The organism is Catenulispora rubra (assembly GCF_015356825.1).
Lineage (GTDB): Bacteria > Actinomycetota > Actinomycetes > Streptomycetales > Catenulisporaceae > Catenulispora > Catenulispora rubra.
The window spans coordinates 1-17,958 of sequence record NZ_JAACYW010000243.1 but is presented as its reverse complement, the minus strand read 5'-3'; the positions used below and the strand labels follow the sequence as shown (position 1 = coordinate 17,958).

Annotated in this window: 9 protein-coding genes; 1 reads left to right on the top strand and 8 read right to left on the bottom strand. The window is 73.4% G+C overall.

All coding sequences use genetic code 11. From position 1 onward, the window contains the following. Positions 1 to 1,084: 1,084 nt before the first annotated feature. On the bottom strand, positions 1,085 to 1,930 hold the full coding sequence (locus GWK61_RS41235; protein ID WP_194917170.1) for an alpha/beta fold hydrolase: 846 nt from the start codon (positions 1,928 to 1,930) through the stop codon (positions 1,085 to 1,087). Positions 1,931 to 1,957: 27 nt separating this feature from the next. After that, complete coding sequence (locus GWK61_RS41230) at positions 1,958 to 2,437, bottom strand: winged helix-turn-helix transcriptional regulator (protein ID WP_194917169.1); 480 nt, start codon at positions 2,435 to 2,437, stop codon at positions 1,958 to 1,960. A gap of 84 nt (positions 2,438 to 2,521) precedes the next feature. Here GWK61_RS41230 and GWK61_RS41225 point away from each other — a divergent pair, with 84 nt between their 5' ends. Beyond that, entirely contained in the window at positions 2,522 to 3,220 is a 699-nt protein-coding gene (locus tag GWK61_RS41225; protein WP_194917168.1) for an SDR family oxidoreductase, read from the top strand. Between the two features lie 233 nt (positions 3,221 to 3,453). On the opposite strand, the gene GWK61_RS41220 is transcribed toward GWK61_RS41225, so the two are convergent. The 6 genes from GWK61_RS41220 to GWK61_RS41195 all read right to left on the bottom strand — a co-directional run bounded on the left by GWK61_RS41220 (position 3,454) and on the right by GWK61_RS41195 (position 17,541). Then, on the bottom strand, positions 3,454 to 5,346 hold the full coding sequence (locus tag GWK61_RS41220) for an SWIM zinc finger family protein (RefSeq protein WP_194917167.1): 1,893 nt from the start codon (positions 5,344 to 5,346) through the stop codon (positions 3,454 to 3,456). Then, entirely contained in the window at positions 5,343 to 9,140 is a 3,798-nt protein-coding gene (locus GWK61_RS41215; protein ID WP_323747990.1) for a vWA domain-containing protein, read from the bottom strand. Before GWK61_RS41215 ends, GWK61_RS41220 begins: the two co-directional genes overlap by 4 nt. After that, the gene (locus GWK61_RS41210) at positions 9,137 to 10,297 is read right to left on the bottom strand and encodes an ATP-binding protein (RefSeq protein ID WP_194917166.1); all 1,161 of its coding nucleotides are present in this window, start codon (positions 10,295 to 10,297) and stop codon (positions 9,137 to 9,139) included. The genes GWK61_RS41215 and GWK61_RS41210 overlap by 4 nt, the downstream gene beginning before the upstream one ends. A 94-nt stretch (positions 10,298 to 10,391) precedes the next feature. Beyond that, positions 10,392 to 15,422 (bottom strand): hypothetical protein, encoded by a 5,031-nt coding sequence (locus tag GWK61_RS41205; protein WP_228563786.1) that lies wholly within the window; start codon positions 15,420 to 15,422, stop codon positions 10,392 to 10,394. Then, on the bottom strand, positions 15,419 to 16,303 hold the full coding sequence (locus tag GWK61_RS41200; protein WP_194917165.1) for a DUF4132 domain-containing protein: 885 nt from the start codon (positions 16,301 to 16,303) through the stop codon (positions 15,419 to 15,421). The genes GWK61_RS41205 and GWK61_RS41200 overlap by 4 nt, the downstream gene beginning before the upstream one ends. 149 nt (positions 16,304 to 16,452) lie before the next feature. After that, positions 16,453 to 17,541: a serine/threonine-protein kinase gene (locus GWK61_RS41195; RefSeq protein ID WP_194917164.1), complete on the bottom strand. Its 1,089-nt coding sequence runs from the start codon at positions 17,539 to 17,541 to the stop codon at positions 16,453 to 16,455. Between the last annotated feature and the right edge of the window lie 417 nt (positions 17,542 to 17,958).

The window sequence follows — 17,958 nt, the reverse complement described above, 5'->3', positions numbered from 1 at the left end:
TTTTACGGCTTCGCGCATGGTTTGATGACCTCGCGGGGGGACGCAGTTCGGTGGTGCGGAGCGGGTTGCGCTGGCGGCCGCCGGTGTCGCTGTGCACGACCGCGCGGCGGTCCGAGTCACTGCGCACACGTTGTGCGGGCGGGTGGCGGCCGCGTGTGGTGGGTGCCAAAAATCAAGAGCAGGCGCCTGCGCGGCGAGCGGCCTCGGCTCGGAGGGTGGGGGGTCGCGTAGTCTGCCGCCGGACGCTGCTTGTGGTCGCCTTCGTCCCGGTTCCCTCATCGCTGTCGTCGCCGTGAACGGAATCAGATCGGCCAGGCGGTATCAAGTCGGATCACTGCTGCTGTGGTGGGGCTGCGTGCGACTTGACACCGCCTGTCCGACCTGATTGGCAGAGCCCGCCGACAGCGACGAGGGAACCGGGACAACCCCGGCCTGTGGTGTGGACGGGGTCCACCCGGGCGCACACGCGGCGGTGAGGCGTCGGGTACGAGGTGCGGGGACCGATCCCACAGGTGGGGTTGTCCCGGGTTCCCCGTCGCGTCGGCGGGCGCAGCCAAGCTGACCGGACAGCCGGTGTCAGGCCGAGCGTTTCGCCAGGTCAGCAGCAGTGATGCGGCTTGATACCGGCTGGCCGGTCTGCTTCCGTGAGGCGCCGACGCGACGGGGAACCCGGGACGAAGGCGACCACAAGCAGCAGCCGCCGCCTGACAGCGCGACCCCCCATCCCCGGAGCGAGGCCGCTCGCCGCGCAGGCGCCGCCGGAGGCCCCGCCCTTGCACAGCCACACCGGCCAGCCGCCAACGCCAGCCGCGTGGCACCACCGAACTGCGCCCCCCGCGAGGCCATCCAACCATGCGCGAAGCCGTAAAAAGCTTCTAAAAACCACAAACCAACCGCACCCACCACACCCAACCCGCACCAGCACCAGCACCAGCACATAAAGCAGAAGCGCCAGCAAACCGCGCCGGACGCGGAAGCATCGCAGGCGCGGTGAGATCAACCACCTTTACAGGGTTTTGATGTTCGAGCTCTTACATCCGAGTCGGAAATGGCGAAGTGGCACCGAATCGCGTAGCGCGAAGGCCTACTCCGGGGCGGCCAAGCTGCTTGCTTCAGCCGCCGTCTCCCTGATGACCCGCGCGCAGGCGGTGGGATCGTCGCCGAACGGGACGTGACCGCAGCCCTCCAGGTCGACGTGTCGGGCGGCAGGGTAGGCGGCCCGAGCCCGGCGGCTCTGCGTGCGGTAGATGAGCAGGCGGTCGCCGGTGCCCCACGTGATCGTCGTCGGGGCATGCGCTGATACTGCCCCGTTCTCGGCAGCGCTGATGCGGTAGGTGAGGTGGCTGTTGCGTGCCGGGGCGAAGGCTTTTCCGGAAGCGAGCGCCTTGACGGTGTCGCGAGCGTCCGCCGACGTCATCTGCGTCGGGTGCGCGACCACGGCGCCCAACATGGCCCGCCGGCCGGTCGCCGTCCCGAGCGCGGCACGCGTGATCGGCCCGCCCAACCGGTAGGCGAGGCGCATCGTCATCAGGACGCCGCCGGACCACATCAGGCCCGGCATTCGATAGAACCCGGCCGGAGAGAACACGGTGACGCTGCTGAGTTCGGTCGTCCGAGCCAGTTCCAGCGCGATGGCCCCGCCCATCGAGTTCCCCACGATGTGGGGGCGTTGGATCCCCTCTTCGGCGAGCCATCCGGCAAGCCAGGCGCTGTAACCCTTCGGGCCCGGGCGCACCCCTTGGAGCAGCGGCGTCTCACCGAAGCCCGGGAGGTCGACGGCGATGACGTCGAAGTCGCGGGCCAGGTCGTCGATGACCGGCTCGAAGTGCTGCCAGCGGCCCCCGAGTCCGTGGATGAGGACCAGCGGCTCGCCTGATCCACTGCGCCGTATGGTGACCTGGCCTTGCGTCTCCTGCGTGGATGCGTCCATGTTCCGCTCTCGTCGGTGGGGTGGCGGTCAGCCGCGACGTTCCAGCAGCTCGATCCGCTCGGCGGGGTAGGCGTCGGTCCAGACCTGGGACAGGTCGTCGAGGGCGATCTCGCGGCCGTGTTCGTCGATCAGCCCGACGTGCACCGGGCCGCCTGAGGTGTCGCGCCGCAGCACGCTCGGGCCGTCGTGCCAGGGAAGGTGCTTGTCGCCCCATGCCTGCAGCGCCATCAGCACGGGCAGCAGCTCGCGGCCGGCCTCGGTGAGGGCGTAGGCGTGGCGGCGGCGTTCCCCGTGCTCGCGGTATTCGACCTTCTCCATCGCGCCGTACTCGACCAGCGTCGCCAGGCGGGCGCTGAGCACGTCCGGGGCGACCCCGAGGCTCTGGCGGAAGTCGTCGAAGCGCGACAAGCCGTCGATGGCGTCGCGCAGGATCAGGATCGTCCACCGCTCCCCGAGCACGCCGACACTCCGAGCGATCGAACAGGGGGTCTCCGGAACCTTGGCCATGGGACCAGTGTAGGCGACTGGATTGCTTTTTCCAACCCAGCCATCTAGATTGGAAAAACCAACCCAAATGAAAGGCCCACTCCGATGCAGCTCACCAACGCCACCGCCCTGGTCACCGGCGCCAACCGCGGTCTCGGCCGGCACCTCGCGCAGCAGCTCCGCGACAGCGGGGTCCACGTGTACGCGGGCGCCCGCAACCCCGCCTCCGTCGACCTCGAAGGCGTCACCCCGCTCGCCCTCGACATCACCGACCCGGCCTCCGTGGCCGCCGCGGCCAAGACCGCCACCGACGTCTCGATCCTGGTCAACAACGCCGGCCTCGCCACCTTCACCCGCCTTCTCGACGGCGACGTCGACGAGATCCGCCGCGAGTTCGACACCAACTTCTTCGGCACCCTGGCCGTCACCCGCGCCTTCGCGCCTCAGCTGGGCGCGCACGAGGAGAGCTACGTCCTCAACATCCTGTCGGTGCTCTCCTGGTTCAACGCGCCCCACCTCGGCGGCTACAGCGCCTCGAAGTCCGCCGAATGGTCCCTCACCAACGCGCTGCGCCAGGAGCTCGCCGGCCAGGGCACCAAGGTCGCCGGCCTGCACGTCGGCTACATGGACACCGAGATGGCCGCGCGCGTGGACGACTCCAAGCTCGACCCGGCCGAAGTCACCCGGCTCGCGATCAAGGCCATCAAGTCCGGCCAGACCGAGATCGTCGTCGACGAGCTCAGCAGGAACGTGCGCGCGGGACTGGCCGGCGGCGTGGCCGCGCTGTACCCGGCCGTCGCCTGATCAAGTGGCTGGCGGAAATGCTGGAGCGGCATGCCGCCGAGCTCGCCGGGCTGCTCGATCAGGATCGGATCCCGGGTTGGCCCGGGAAAGCTGGAGCCTGCTGGAGAAGGCCCGGGCGGCTTCGGACTCCGGCGAGCTGATCAGCGCGGACCTTATCGACGCCGCGCAGGCCGCGTTCGTAGCAATCGCTTCGGCGGCGCCGACCATCGAAAGCCGGCGCCGCCAAAGCGTTTTCAGCCGCTGTGCTCCCACGAGGCCCGCACCAGTGCCCGCTCCGTGGCCGCCAGCTGCAACCCCGCGGCCAGCCAGGCCTGCGCGTAACGGCCCGGGTCCGGATCGGTCAGGCGGCCGAACACGTCCCGGTCCCGGCGGTCCGCCTCGGCGGCGAGCGCGGCGACCCGGTCCGCGGCGGCGTGGAGACCGGACCGGCGCAGGTGTGCGACGTGCGGGGCCGAGGTTCGTGAGAACTCTGCGACGGTGCGTCGTCCGCCGGAGACCGCCAGTTCCACGATGTGCCGGAGCCGCCACAGCGGTGAGTCCGCGACCAGGTCGGGCGGTTCCGCGACGGCCGGTCCCGATCCAGGTCCCGGCCCGGGCCCGGGTCCGTCGCCGGCCGACGGCGGGAAATGGACGCCCTGCAAGCGGTCGTACCCGAGGTCGGCGTGCCCCTGCCAGGACTCCGGCAGCCGGAGCGTCGCGAGTGTCGCCTCGGCGTCCGGGACGGGACCGACCGCGAGCGGTCGCAGTGTCGCCGTACGGTCCGGGTCCAGGCGGCCGACGACCCGGATCCGCAGACCCGGATGTGCGGCGAGCCTGCGGAGGTTCTCGGTGTGCGCGAAGTCGGGATGCCCGTGCGCGGCGACGAGACGGATCAGCGGGCCCGGCTGGCCATCGCCACCGCCTCCGTCGACTGCCCGCACCAGCAAGCTGTCCCCGGACGCCCCGACGACCACGACATCGCAGCCGATCAAATCAGAGCCCTGTCGCTCGGTGTCAGAGCCGGCGCCCAGAACGCCGGTGAGCTGCGCACGCACCGCCGCTCCGAGCGGCTTGGCGAACAGCGCCGACAGCGGCCCGCCGGACCACCCCTGCCCGGTCAGCGGCGTGGCGCGCACGCCCTTGCCCGCGCCGAGCCGGCCGTCCGCCGAGACCGTGGCCCCGGCGATCAGCAGCCCGCCCCGGGACAGCTGGTTGTGGTCGAGGGCTGACGCGCCGATCGCGACCGGGGCCGTGGCCGCGCCCCGCGCTCGCGCCGCGCCGCCCGGCTTCACGTCGGAGACCGTGAACCAGTGCCCGTCCTCGGCCAGGACGTGGGTCACCACGCCGCCGTAGCCGGTCGCGCTGAGCACCGGCTCCCGGCACACGCCGTGGACCCGCAGGCTCCCGCCCGGCTCGTACGCCCGCCGTGCCGTCCCGACCAGGTCGGGATCCGGATCGGCGGCGGCCAACAGACTGGCGGTGAGCAGGAGTTCGCTCAGGTCGGCGACGAGATCGCCGAGCCGGTGCGCGTCGCTCTGGGACCGGGCCGCACGCAGGTTGCGGACGACGCGGAGCGCGGCGGCTTCCGGCCGGTGCAGACCCGCGAGGCGCGCGGTGTGCGCGGCGCGGAGCAACTCGGCCTGCGGCACCGCTCCCGCCGCGGGGATCCCGGCGGCCAGGATCGAGGCCGCCGCCGACCACAGTGCCGCGGCTGCGGCCACCTGGACGTCGCCGGGTCCGACCGGCTGCGCGGCCTCGGTAGCTTCGACCACGTCGCTCACTTTGGTGGCTTCGGCGACCTGCATGCTGTCCGCATCCGCCGCTGCGTGGGCCTCTGCCGGAAGCGCAGTCGCACCCTGCGAATCAGCCACCGGACACGCCGTGAGCACCGCAGCCCGATGCAGACACTTCGGCGCCAGCAGACACGTGCACGTAGCCTGCTCATCCAGCGCGACGACCCCCGAGGCGTCCGGAGCGAGGGTGACCACGGCGTCCTCGCCGCACCGCACCCGCACCACGTCCCCGTCGGCCACGGCCTCCGCCGCGCCGTACTGCCCGACCGCCGCGTCGAGCTTCTTCAGCAGCCGCGACGTCAGGCTCTCGACCGCCGCGGCCGTGACCTCCGGCGCCACCGGTGGCAGACTCATCGGGCCTCCCCTCGAACACGCTCGCCGACCCACCGGGCCAGAGCGAGAGGACTGAGCGCCGCCACCGGCATCCCGGCGGCGACCAGTTGTTGGGCGATCGGCACCGAGTACCGGGCCAGCCCGGTGTCGTCGAGCGCCGCGCAGCCGATCAGGTGCACCCCGGAGGCCGCCAGCGCGCGGACCTCGCCGAGCAGGCCGCCGACCGGGTATCCCTCCTCGAAGTCGCTGACGACCGCGACGATGGTCCGGCTCGGCACCGTCACCAGCGAGCGCGCGTGCCGCAGCCCGGCGGCGATGTGCGTGCCGCCGCCGACGCGGACCTCCAGCAGCAACGACAGCGGATCGGCGACGCGGCCGGTCAGGTCCACGACCTCGGTCGAGAACGCCAGGAAGTGCGTCGACAGCGCCGGCACCCCGCCCAGCACCGCGGCGGTCAGCGCCGACCACACCACCGAGGCTTCCATCGAGCCGGAGACGTCCACGACCAGGATCAGCCGCCAGTCCGCGGCGCGCCGGGCACGGGTACCGAAGATCGGACGCTCGGGGACGATCAGGGTTCTGCCGTCCTCCAGCCGCCGCGCCGTGCCGAGGTTGGCGCGCACGGTACGCGACAGGTCGAGCGGACCGCCGGGGCGGCGGGTCGGCCGCGGCGTGGCCAGGCCGGTCAGCGTCGGGCGCAGCCGGGTGGCCAGCTCCCGCGTGAGCTCCGCGACCAGGCGCTGGACCAGCGGTCGCAGCTTGGCCAGCTTCTGCTCCGGCAGTCCGCCGGCCAGCGACAGGATGTTGGTCAGCAGCTCGACGGACGGCCGGACGGATCCCGGGTCCAGCTGGTCGAGCACATCGGTACGCCCCGCCGCGGCGGCCCGGCCGAGGACTTCCTCGCGGACGTCGGCGCCGAACAGCGCGTTCAGCTCGTCGGCCCACTCGCGGGCGGTCGGGAAGGCGGCTTCGCGTCCGCCGCCCGGGCCGTCGCCGGTCCGGCTCTCCAGGTCCTGGGAGCCTTCACCGCGGCCGGTCCCGTAGAGCTCATCGAGAGCGCGGGCGTAGCGGCGCGAGTCCGCGGACAACCGCTCCGGTTGGCGTCCGAGCAGCAGGCGCCAGCGTTCGGCCGGAGGGATGCGGTGCTTGTCGTTCGAGACACGCGGTTCGGATTCCACCGATTCGACCGATTTCACCGATTTCACCGATTCCACCGATTCCACCGATTCCACCGATTCCACCGACGGTGGGGATTCCGGCTGTCGCGCGACGTCGGGGAGGACCACGCCGAGCGCGCGGACCGCTTCGAAGGCCTCGGCGTCAGCGACGGTCCACAGCGCGAGCAGCGCCGGATCGTCCGCCAGGGTGACATCGGGCCGGTCGCCGAGGCGCTCGGTGACGGTCGTCAGGACCCTGTCACGTGCGGCCGGAGAGAGCGTGTCGAACCCGCCGCGCAAGGCCGGGAGCCGGTCGAGGAAATCGCGGTCCGGCAGGGTGTCGACCCGGTCCAGCAGTGGGTCCAGGGCCTGCGGTGCCGCCTGGAGCAGCGGCGCGGCCGCGGTGAGCAGACCCGCGAGGTGACGCGCCAAGCGCTGTCGGCCCTCGGGGTGCGCGGCGGCGTCGACCCATCCGCCGACCCGGGTCCCGACCGCTTCGGCACCGTCCAGGCCGAGCAGCACCCGCGCCGCCGCGACCGCGCCCTGGATCAGCGGCGAACCGGAGCGCGCCAGGGTGTCGAGCGCGTCGGCCAGCCGCAGCCCGAGGTGCAGCTCGGCGGCGCGGTCGGCCAGCGCGACCAGGGCGGCGGCATCGGCCGGGTCGTCGCTGCCGGCCAGGCCCGGCAGGGCGCGGACGGCGGCTTCGAGCAGCGTCCCGGACAGCGTCGCAGCCTGCTGGCGCTCGACGTCGCCGGTCCCGGGGAGGTGTCCCTCGACCAGCGCTTCGAGCAGGTCCAGCGCGGCCAGCAGCTCCGGGAGGGCGGCCTGGCCGGGCAGCGTTCCAGCGGCGTCCGCCAATCGGGCCCGGACCAGCTCCGGCAGGTCGCAGGACGCTGCGGCGCGCAGCCCGTCCAGGATGTCCGCGCAGGTGGCGCCGCCGTCCTCGGCCTGCCGACGGAAGCGTTCTCGCAGCGTCCCGGCCGCGGCCTGAGCCGCGGTGACCCCGCGCACCCCGGCCAGATCCAGCCGCACCGGCACCCCCGGCGTCCAGGCGAGCCGCCACCGTGAGGTGAGCGCCGTCCCGTCGCCGGTCCCGGTCACCTCGACCGGCTCGCCATAGCCGGCACCGCAGACCAGCAGCCGCTGGAGCAGGACCTCACGCCGCCCGTCGAGCTCGGAGCGCAGCGGATCCAGACGGACCTCGCGCGCTGCGGGCTCCTCCGGATCCGGCAGCCGCAGCCCGGCCAACTCGGCCTCGACCGACGGCCCGAGCCCGGAACGCGGCGTGCCCGGAGCCACCCGGCCACGCACGCTGCCGACCAGCACGGTGTCCAGCGCACGGGCCAACGCGCGGCCGCGCCCCAGCAACTCCCCCTGGCCGAGCACCGTGTTCACGGCTTCCAGGATCTCGCCACGACCCGGCGCCGGAAGCCCCCGCAACCGGGCCAGATCACCGGCCAGGCGCAAAGCCTCGGAAGCCTCGCCGGTCCCGGCGGTATGCCCGGCAGCCCGCAGCTCGCGGCAGACATCGGTGATCGCGCGCGCCGCTGCGAACTGGATCGACTCGGGGTCGCCGCCGGCGGCGAAGACGGACTGCTGCCAGCGCGGATCGCGGATCCCGGCCGGGTAGCCGGAGCGCGAGTCGAGCAGGTCGAAGGCGTAGGGGACCAGGGAGGTGGTCGAGGTCGGGCCCGAACTCGGCGCACCCGCCACCGCGCCCGAAGCACGACCAGAACCCGAACCCGCTGCTGCTGCCGAGCCGGAGCCCGAACTCGAACGAGAGGCCCCTCCTGCCGCCGAGCCCGAATCCGAACCTGCCGTTGCCGAAGCCGCCGAGCCGGAGCCCCCTGCCGCAGCCGAGTCAGAGGTCCCTGTTACCGCCGAGCTTGCCGCTGCCGAACTCGCAGCCGAAGCCGCCGAACCCGCACCAGCACCATCGCCCACCGAGCCGACCAGCGCCGGCGCATGGAACGCCCCGACCACCGCCGCCACGCGCCGCCCGCCTTCGGCAGCCTGCGAAATCGCGCCCCGCATATGAGCCTCGCGCGCCAGGTCGACCGCCGGCACGCCGTCGCCGCTGTCCGTCCGCAACGCCCAGCCGACCCCGAGCGCCGCGCGTCGAACCGACTCCGGGGCGCACCCCGGAGCCAGCACCTCGACCGCGCGGTCCCAGTAGTCGTCGCCCTCGCGTCCCGACCCGGAATCGCGCAACGCGTCGGCGAACGCGCTGCCCGACCTCGTCCCCTCGGTGCCCGCCGCCCACCCCGCGTCGCCCAGCGGCAGGTCGCAGCAGACGACTTCCCGTCCCCGCTCCCGAGCCCACCGGATGGCGGCGAGCTCGGGAGAGAAGTCGGCGAAGGGATAGAACCCGAGGTACCCGTCGGCTCCCGCACCGGCAAGCGCCACCGGCGCGACCGTGTCCGCGTCGGCCAGATGCGGCAGCCACGTCTGGAAGTCCGTCGGCAGCTCGACGCAGACCACTTCCGCGTCCGCCGCGTCCAGTAGGGCCGGGACCACCGCGGCCAGCGCCGGGCTGTGGTGCCGCACCCCGATCAGGTACGGCGCCGAGCTCTGCGCGAGCTCGGCGACCGCATCGCGCGGATCAGCCCCGGCCAGGGCATAGCCGCTTTCTGTCGGCTCCGCCACCGTCGTCGTCACCGCAGCGTCTCCCGCAGATCCCACAGCCGCCGCCACGTCGCCGACCCCTGCTCGGCCCGCCGTCGCACCGGACCGTCCCAGTACCCCAGCAGCCGCGCGTGGTCCTGCGGGTCGTCCTTGCGCACCACCCCGAGCAGGTGCCCCGGCAGCAGGTCCAGCACGTCCCCGCCCGGCAGATACGCCGACGCGATGCCCAGCGCCGCGGTCACCTGCACCGCCTCCGCCGTGGACATCACCGTCCCGGGCCGCTCGACGTCCCAGCCCTCGGAGGACCGGCCGGTCCGCAGGTCGCGGAACGCCGTGATCAGCACCTCCAGCACCGTGTCGTCGACCGCGTACGCGGCGCCGGCCCGCTGCACCGACGCGCGCGCCTGCCGGCGCACCAGCTCGGTCTCGGCGTCCGCGTCGGAGATCGGGTCGATGGTCTCGAAGTTGAACCGGCGCTTGAGCGCGGCGGACATCTCCGACACGCCCCGGTCCCGCAGGTTCGCCGTGGCGATCACGGTGAACCCGGGGACCGCCGGCACCGAGCCCTCCGGCGTCCCGGTCAGCTCCGGCACGCTCATGTGCCGGTCGGACAGGATCGACACCAGCGCGTCCTGCACCTCCGGCAGGCAGCGGGTGATCTCCTCGACCCGCGCCACCCGCCCGGACCGCATCGCGGCCAGCACCGGCGAGTCGACCAGGGCCTGGGGCGTCGGGCCCTGCGAGAGCAGCAGCGCGTAGTTCCAGCCGTAGCGGAAGGCGTCCTCGGTGGTGCCCGCGGTGCCCTGCACGGTCAGCCGGCTGGTCCCGCACACCGCCGCCGCCAGCAGCTCGGAGAGCATCGACTTGGCGGTGCCGGGCTCGCCGACCAGCAGCAGCCCGCGCTCCCCGGCCAGGGTCACGACGCAGCGCTCGACCAGGGCCCGCTCGCCGACGAACTTGCGGCTGATCACCAGCTTGTCCGGCACGTCCGGCTGAGCCTTGGCGAGCTTCAGCGGCTCGCCGTCGCTGCCGCACAGGAAGGTGACGACGGCCTGCGGCGTGAGCCGCCAGCGGGGCGGCCGGGGCCCGGTGTCCTGCGCCTCGAGAAAGGCGAGTTCGGCCTCGTGGCGGTGTTCGGCGGGCAGCAGCTGGGCCGTCGGTGTGTCCGGGGCCTGGGCTGTGGTGGTCATGAACGTTCCTGCCTTGATGTCGTTATCCGTGAATTCGGTGTCAGGAGATTGAGAAAACTGTCGTGGAAGAGTTCTGCGAACCCCGGGGACGCGCTCACCGGCGGCGTCCCCGGCGCGCGGTCCGCAACTCCTCGAACCGCGGCGCGTCGCCGTCCTGAACCCGCTGCCACGCCCTGCGGTACAGGTCGGCGACGGGCTCGGTCGGCACCCGCACGCCGCCCCGGTCGTGCATCAGGCCGTCGAAGAACGGCAGCTTCCAGGACTCCACCGGCACGTACGGGGACCGGATGTCCGCCCACGCGCCGGGCAGGAACAGCGCCCGGCCCGCGCGGGCCCGCACCGCCTCGACGACGACGTCGGTCCGGGCCAGCTCGGCGCGCGCCGCCTTGAGCCGGGCCGGCTTCCATCCGGTCCAGCGCGCCGTGTTCCGGTCGGTCGGGTCCGGCATCGCCAGCAGCATCAGGTACACCGCGGCGGCGTCCTCGCCCACGCCGAGCTCCTTCGCGACCTCCGTCGTCAGCTCCGGCACCGATCGCGTCGGATCCTGCGGCGACCAGGTGCCGTCGGCGTCCCGGGCCCCGGCGACCGGGTCTCCGGGATCGGCGAGCAGCGCCGCGAACCGCGGATCGCGGACCGCCCGCAGCGCCACCTCGGCCGCGAGCGGCAACGCGCTGTCGCCGCGCAGGGCCGGGACGTAGGGGTCGGTCCCCGCGGCGTCCAACAGCGACACCTTGAGCGCGGGGTACGGCTGGTTGTCGGCGGTGGCCATGACGACCGCGCCGAAGCGCTCGAAGCCGGTGCCGACTTCCGTGGGCGCGCCGGCGGTTTTGCGGAACTCGTCCAGATCGACGTAGCGGTTCAGGTCGATCAGCAGGCTCGGATTGGCCAGCCGATCCCGGACCGCCGCGAGCGCGGTCGGCAGCGCGGCCCGCACCGGGTCGCCGGCCGGGAGCCGGTGGGCCAGCCAGGCGGCCAGCGAAACGGCGCCGACCAGCGCCATGGCGCCGAAGCCGACGGCCTGCTCCTCGGTGGGGCGCCCCCGGTCGCCGCTGACCTGCCAGGTCAGGTCGACGCTCAGCCGTGGCGACGAGGCGGGGGCGACCAGGGCCGGCAACGCCTCCAGCACGTCCCATCCGGACGGCGCCGCGCGCCGTGCCTCGGCGATCAGCGTCTCCGGGACCGAGACCTGCTTGCCGACCAGCCGGTTCCACACCCCGGCCGCGGCCGCGACATCAGGGCCCTGCGTCCACAGCGCGGCCGGGTCGGCCGGGAGCAGCGCCGAGACCAGTTCGATCGCGGCGGGAAAGCCCAGCGCGTTCAGCCGGTCCCGGGCGACGTCCGCCTCGGTGGAGGTCACCCCGAGCGCCGCGGAGACCTCGCGAGGCAGGAAGCCCCGCCCCGGCTGGTCGAACCGCGGCAGTCCGGCGACCACCAGCTTGGCGGTGGTCGGGGTGACGCCGGTGAGCGCGGCGAACTCCTCGGCGGCGCTCGCGAACCAGGGCGCGACGTCCTCGTGCGCGGCCGCCTCGGTGAGGAAGCCGCCGAGCCAGCCGGTCGGCCGCTCGGTGCCGCCCGGGGTCACCGGGGTCAGCGGGGTCAGCGAGGTGACCCGGTAGGGCGCGGGCAGCTCGAAGCGGCCGGCCGGATCGTGGATCAGGCCGGTGAACTCGAAGTGCGGGGAGTCCCAGTCGTACTCCAGGAACGCCGCGCAGCCGCCGCCGTCCAGGGGCAGCAGGCCGAGCCAGGAGTCCCTGGTGTCGCCGGACCTCAGCTCCGAGCGCAGCACGTTGCCGGCGAACCGCCGCCACGTGGACTGCTCGGCGGGTTCGGCCAGCCCCAGCGCTTCCAGCTCGGTCAGCAGGCTGTGCAGGGCGGCCCGCTGTTCGGGCTCTGCGAAGGGCGAGACGGAACGCAGGGCGGCTGCGGGCGGGGCGGCGACCGCGGCCTCCCACAGCTGGGTGGCCGGAAGGACCGGTCCGTCGACGTGGACCCGCACCGGCCGGGCCCGCTCCGGCTTGTCCCGCAGTTCCCTGGTCAGCACCCGCAGCACACCGAACAGCGCCGGATCGGCCGGACGCCACCGCGAGTAATAGCCCTGATTCACAAACCCGCCGAGGGCGGCGCTGACGACGTCGTCCTTCGGGCCGGCGTCTTCGAGCTCGGATTCCCCCGTCCCGCCCGCCAGCGCCTGTTCCAGCCGCTCGGCGACCCGGTCCAGTTCGCTTTGCTGCTTGGCCGCGTGGCGCACGATCCCGGCGATGCCCTTGACCAGCGCCTCGTCGGTCACCTGCGGGAGCAGTTCGCGGATCCGGGCACGCCGGGCGGCCTTGGCCTCGTCGGACTTCGGCGCCGGGATGTCGGCTCCGGCGGCCAGCAGCGCGGTGGCGGTGTCGCGGTCGATCCGGCGCAGCGCCAGCGAAGCCTGCTCGTCGCGCGGGCGCAGGTAGCACCAGAAGGAGGCCGGCGGCAGGAGCACGGTGCCCTTGGCATAGGTGCCCGGCTTGCCGTCGGTCTTGGCCTGCGCGACCAGGACGCCTTCGGCGTCCAGCAGGCTGATCTCGTAGCTGCCGGTGCCGACCAGCGCCCGCCCGGCCTCGTCGCCGGGGAACACGATCGCGCCGCTGATGCCCGAGGTCCCGGCCGGCGCGGTCACGGTCACGCCGGACAGGTCCTCGCCGCGCAGCGAGCCGTCCGGCAGCTTGACGATGCGGAACCCGAGGAGTCCGCCGACCGGCCGCGCGGTCGGGCCGGGCTGGTCGGAGACCGCGGGGTGGAGCCGGCCGCCGACGAGCTCCGAGCCGGCCGGGGCGTTCTTCAGCGCGTCGGCAAGGAAGGCCGGCGAGGATTTGCGGCCGGCCTGGCCGGTCGCCGGGTCGTACTCGTACCAGGCCGTCGTCTCGTGGTTCGTGCCGTCCCAGGTCCAGACCCAGTACGACACGCCGTCGCTCATGATCTCCAAGTCCGTCGGCACCGCGGTGTCGCCGGGCCGCAGCGGCGCGTTGCCGGTGGTCCGGCCGCCGCCGGGCAGCGGGAGGCTCCGCCGCAGCCGGCCCGGGCCGTAGTAGTACATCCGCAGGCTGCGAGCGTCGCGCTCGGACCGGTCGGTCCGCTCGACGGCGAACAGCCGGTCCGGCGAGTGGTGCCAGTAGCCGCGCAGCCGGCCGTCCAGAGCCCGGGAGTTCCACAGGACCAGGAGTTCGCCGTCGACGTAGTGGTACCCGGGGTTGCCGTAGACGTCATCGGCCGGGACGCGCAGGTCGTGGGTCAGGACCGGGCCGTCCGCACCGAGCACCCGGACCTGCGTGGGACCGCCGACGATCAGGTGGGGCCAGGCGTCGGCGACGATCAGGTCCTCGACGCTCTTGCCCGAGACCAGTTCGGCCATCGCCTGCTCCCACGCCGGCCAGCAGAACTCGTCCAGGAGCCCGGCGCGCAGCGTGCGCACCAGCACCGGGGCCAGGTCGGTCCGCGCGGCGGCCCGCACCTGCTCCTCCGCCAGCGCCAGCGCCTCGCCGGGCAGCCAGTTCAGCCGCGCCATCGCGGTCGGCAGCGCGGGCAGGCCGGTGGCCGTGAACTCGCCGGCGACCGCCGCGACCCAGGCGGTCAGCAGCACCCGGCCGCCCGGCGCGGCTATCAGCTTCTTGATGGCGCGGCGGGTCGAGTCGTCGGCGCCGAAGGACTGCGTGCCCCGGGCGAACGCCGTGACGAACCGGCCGTCGGCTTCGAGGGCGGCCAGGTCGCGCTGGCCGTCGCCGGCTCCCCAGGCCTCCAGGGGCAGCGACAGGTGCTCGTGCGGGTCGGCGACCGGCACCTTGAGCGCCAGCAACAGGTCCAGCAGGTCCAGGTCGTCCTGCGCGTCCAGCGTTCCGCCGTCGGCGGCCAGCTCCTCGCGCAGCCGCGCCTGGCAGCGTTCGACCAGGGAGTAGAGCTCGGGCATCCGTCCCCGCGCGCGCCATCCGGACCGCATCGACTGGAACCGCCGCAGCCATCCGGCGACGCCGTCCTCGGGGCGTACGGCCTCGGCCGGCGCGTCGTCGTAGAGCCCTTCGATCGCGCCGCTCTCGGTGAGGACGGCCAGCCACAGACCGGGCAGTTCGGCGTCGCCGGCGCTGGGCACGACGTTGAGCAGCGCGCGCCGGATCTCCGGGTCCTCGCGCACCAACGTGACGATCGCCGCGCGGTGGCTCTTCCACCAGCCCTCCGGCGCACGCAGCGTCGCGGGCAGGGTGAGCAGGCCGGCCAGGTACTCGCGCTCGACGGCCGCCGCGTCCGCGCCCGAGGCCTTCGCCAGCCGGCGCAGCTCGGTGGCCAGCTGGGCCGAGGGGGTCAGCCCGCCGGCGGTGCGCCGCGAGCACAAGCGCGTGTACCGGCCCAGCGCCTCGGCCGGGGAGACCCGCGCCGACAGGGCCTTGCCATACTCGACCAGGGCCTTGGCCGGCAGCGCGCCGGCCAGCGCGAACTCCAGGAAGACCTCGTCGAGCCGGTCCTCGTCCAGCTCCAGGCCGTGCGCGGATTCGGCGCGGCGGGCCTTGGTGAACATCTGCGAGGCGAAGGTGGCGCTCTCCGCGGCCAGGAACACCCGGCCGACCTGCTCGTAGTACGTGGGCAGGAAGTGCGGCAGCGCGGCGGCGAGCCGGTCGGCGATGCCCTGGTAGGCCTGGAGCGCCGCCTTCGGGCGGGACTTCGCCTGCTTCGAGGCGCGCTCCAGCTCCGGCAGCAGCGCCAGGGCCTGGTGCCCGTCCTCCGGGTGGTGCACCAGCACCCATTCGGGGAAGCCGAGCGAGGCCCGCAGACCGAGGCCCACCTCGGCGGGCTCGCCGTCGGGCGTCAGGCCGAGGAATCCGGCGGCGGCGTCCTCGGCCGCGCCCAGGACGCCCGGGGTGAGGCGGACCACGACGCGGTCGTCCAGGCCGGGGTGCCGGTAGGCCCGCGCGGTCAGGGACACGGCGCGCTCCGAGGCGACGGCGGTGCCGGGCGGGAGGATCGCGCCGGCGGCCAGCAGGGACGCCGCGTGCTCGGGGGTCAGGGTGCTGGTTTCGATGTTCGTAGCCTGATCCGCGTTCTCGCTGGCGTCCTGGTTCGTGTTCTGATTCGTGTTCTGATTCGTGTTCTGCGAGCCGCTCACGCGTCCTTGCCCTCCTCGATCACGCGGCCCGCGTAGAGCGCCGCAGCCATCCGCATTCCCTCCGACCAGGCCACCGGGCCCACCTCGGACTGTCTCAGGGCACTGCCTTCCTCGCCGTGCCAGGTGAGCGCGCCGGTCTCGCTGTCCTCGTCCCAGTAGGGCTCGCCGATCCACATCGAGGCCTCGACGGTGCGGCCGCCGTCGCGCACCCGGCAGTTCGCGTAGCCGCCGCTGACCCGGTAGCCCAGCGACGTCGCGCGGGCGGCGAGGACGAAGCGGGACGGGAACCGGCCGCCGGCGAACTCGGTGACGCGCGCCGCTCCGGCCTTGGCCGCGTCATCCCCAGCCGGGTCCTCCGGCTTGCGCCAGGTCGCCCGGTAGATCTGCTCGACCCGCTGCTCGACCCCGAGCTCGGCGGCGAACTCCCGCAGCTCGTCCAGGTCCGGCAGCAGCACCGGATGCGGCAGCGTGACGGTCCGCGGGCTGAGCCGCACCGTCTCACCGTCCAGATTCACCACGCGCAGCCCGCCGTCCTCGGTGACGCCGCGCAGGAAGCCCGCCTCGTCCGGATCGTCGCCGACGACGACCAGGTCCCGCAGCGCGGTCTGCCACGCCTCGTCCGGCCACACCCGCGCCACCAGCGCGGTGGGCACCGGGAGCGAGGAGACCATCCACGCGTCGACCTGTGCCACGCAGCCCGCCGCGTGCCGGTCCAGCCATTCGGCCAGGCGCCGGAGCCGGTCCACCTCCGGGTCGTCCCGGAGCGCCTTCGGCAGCGTCTTCAGCTGCCGGCCCGCACTGCGGCCCGCCGTGGCCCGCGCGGCCACACGCCCCTCGACCAGCGCGATCTCATATCCCTGTCCCGCGGCCAACCATGCCATCGGGCCCACCCCTTACTTGGTTCCGCCATCCGCATCCCCGTGCTGATGGCGGACACGCTGTCAGTCAGCACCGACAGAGGGCAAAGCGGGAGGTCGATCGCAGGGGGCGAGCGAAAAAGTCGAACGCAGATCAGCTCGGTGCCAACCGCTCACCAAGGCCGGAAGATCGTGCTGAGCGCGAGGGCCAACCCCGCGATCCCGATCCCGGCGCCGACCAGAGCCGCCGCACGGCGGCGCGCCGAGCTCGCACGCCGGCCAGCCGGCTTACGCGCCGATGGATACGGCTCTGGGCCGGTGATGGCCAACGTGACGCCCGCCGCCGACGGCAGGGCCAGGGCCACCGGTTCCGAGATCAGCCACGGCGGGAGGTCGACGTCCGGCGAAGGGGCGGCGACCGGGTCGGCGTGCGCCCACCCGTCGGGCAGGATCAGCTCCCTGAGTCTCCAGGCCAGTTGCGCGGCACCGGCGGGCCGGGCCGCCGGATGCTTCGCCATGGCGGTCCGGATGACGGTCACGAGCGCGGGCAGCTCCGGGCAGTGCAGCTCCGGCGGCGGCTCGTTCACGATGCGGAACAACAAGGCGATGATCTCCGGGCTGTCGGCCCGGTAGAACGGCGGCAGGCCGGTCAACAGGTGGTGCAGCGTCGAGCCGAGGGAGTAGACGTCGCCCGCCGCAGAGGGCCTGGCTCCGGCGACCGTCTCGGGCGCCACGTGGACCGGGGTGAAGGCGTTCCCACTGGTCATCCCGGACGTGGATCCGGGAGCCACCGCCACCCCGAAGTCGGCCAGCGCCGGCTCCCCGAAGCGCGATATCAGGATATTGCTGGGCTTCACATCGCGGTGCACGATGCCCAGCGTGTGCGCATCGGCCAGCGCCCCGGCGATCTTCGCCCCGATGGCGGCGACCTCCACGGCAGGTAACGGACCGGAGGCGTCCAGGCGGTCCTGCAGCGAGCCCTGCTCGTACAAGTCGGTGGCCATGAACGGCTGCCCCGCGCTCGTGGTCCCGGCATCCAGCGCCGTCACGACATGCGGATGCCCGGTCAACCGCCCGGTCAGCCGCATCTCCCGCACAAAGCGCCGCGACGCGGTCTCATCGAACTCCCCGGCCAGCACCTTGACCGCGACATAGCGCTCGAACCGCGCCTGCCAAGCCCGGTATACAACACTCGACCCGCCACGCCCGATCACCACCAGGTCGCGGTAACCCGCGATAGACGCGCTCGCCTCATCCCCCACGGACGCTCTCCCCTTGTAGACCGGCGACGCCGGAGCCCCGACGCCGCACAGCGGGGAGCCTAAAAGCGCAAAGGGATCTACTGCGGAGTAAACCAGAGTTTTGACTTACTCGTGATGCAGGGATTATGCCTGTTCACGCGGCGAATCCGCCTGCCGACGCGCATCCGAGGCCGAAAGCAGTGGTCGCGGCGTCACCGCCGTGACTCAGGCCCCTGTGACCTGCGTGGCGTGCAGGAAGGGTTCTGGCGCCCAGGCAGTGCCGCCTCGCCGGACGGCTCCGGGCCCTGGATACCAGATCACCGTACAGAGCGCGTCCTGTCCGTCATACTCGTCGGGCGGGGCAGTCGAGATGAAGGGGGACGAGGGTACGGGCTCTGACGGGCGCCGCACCTTCAACTATCGATGACGGGTGGGGCG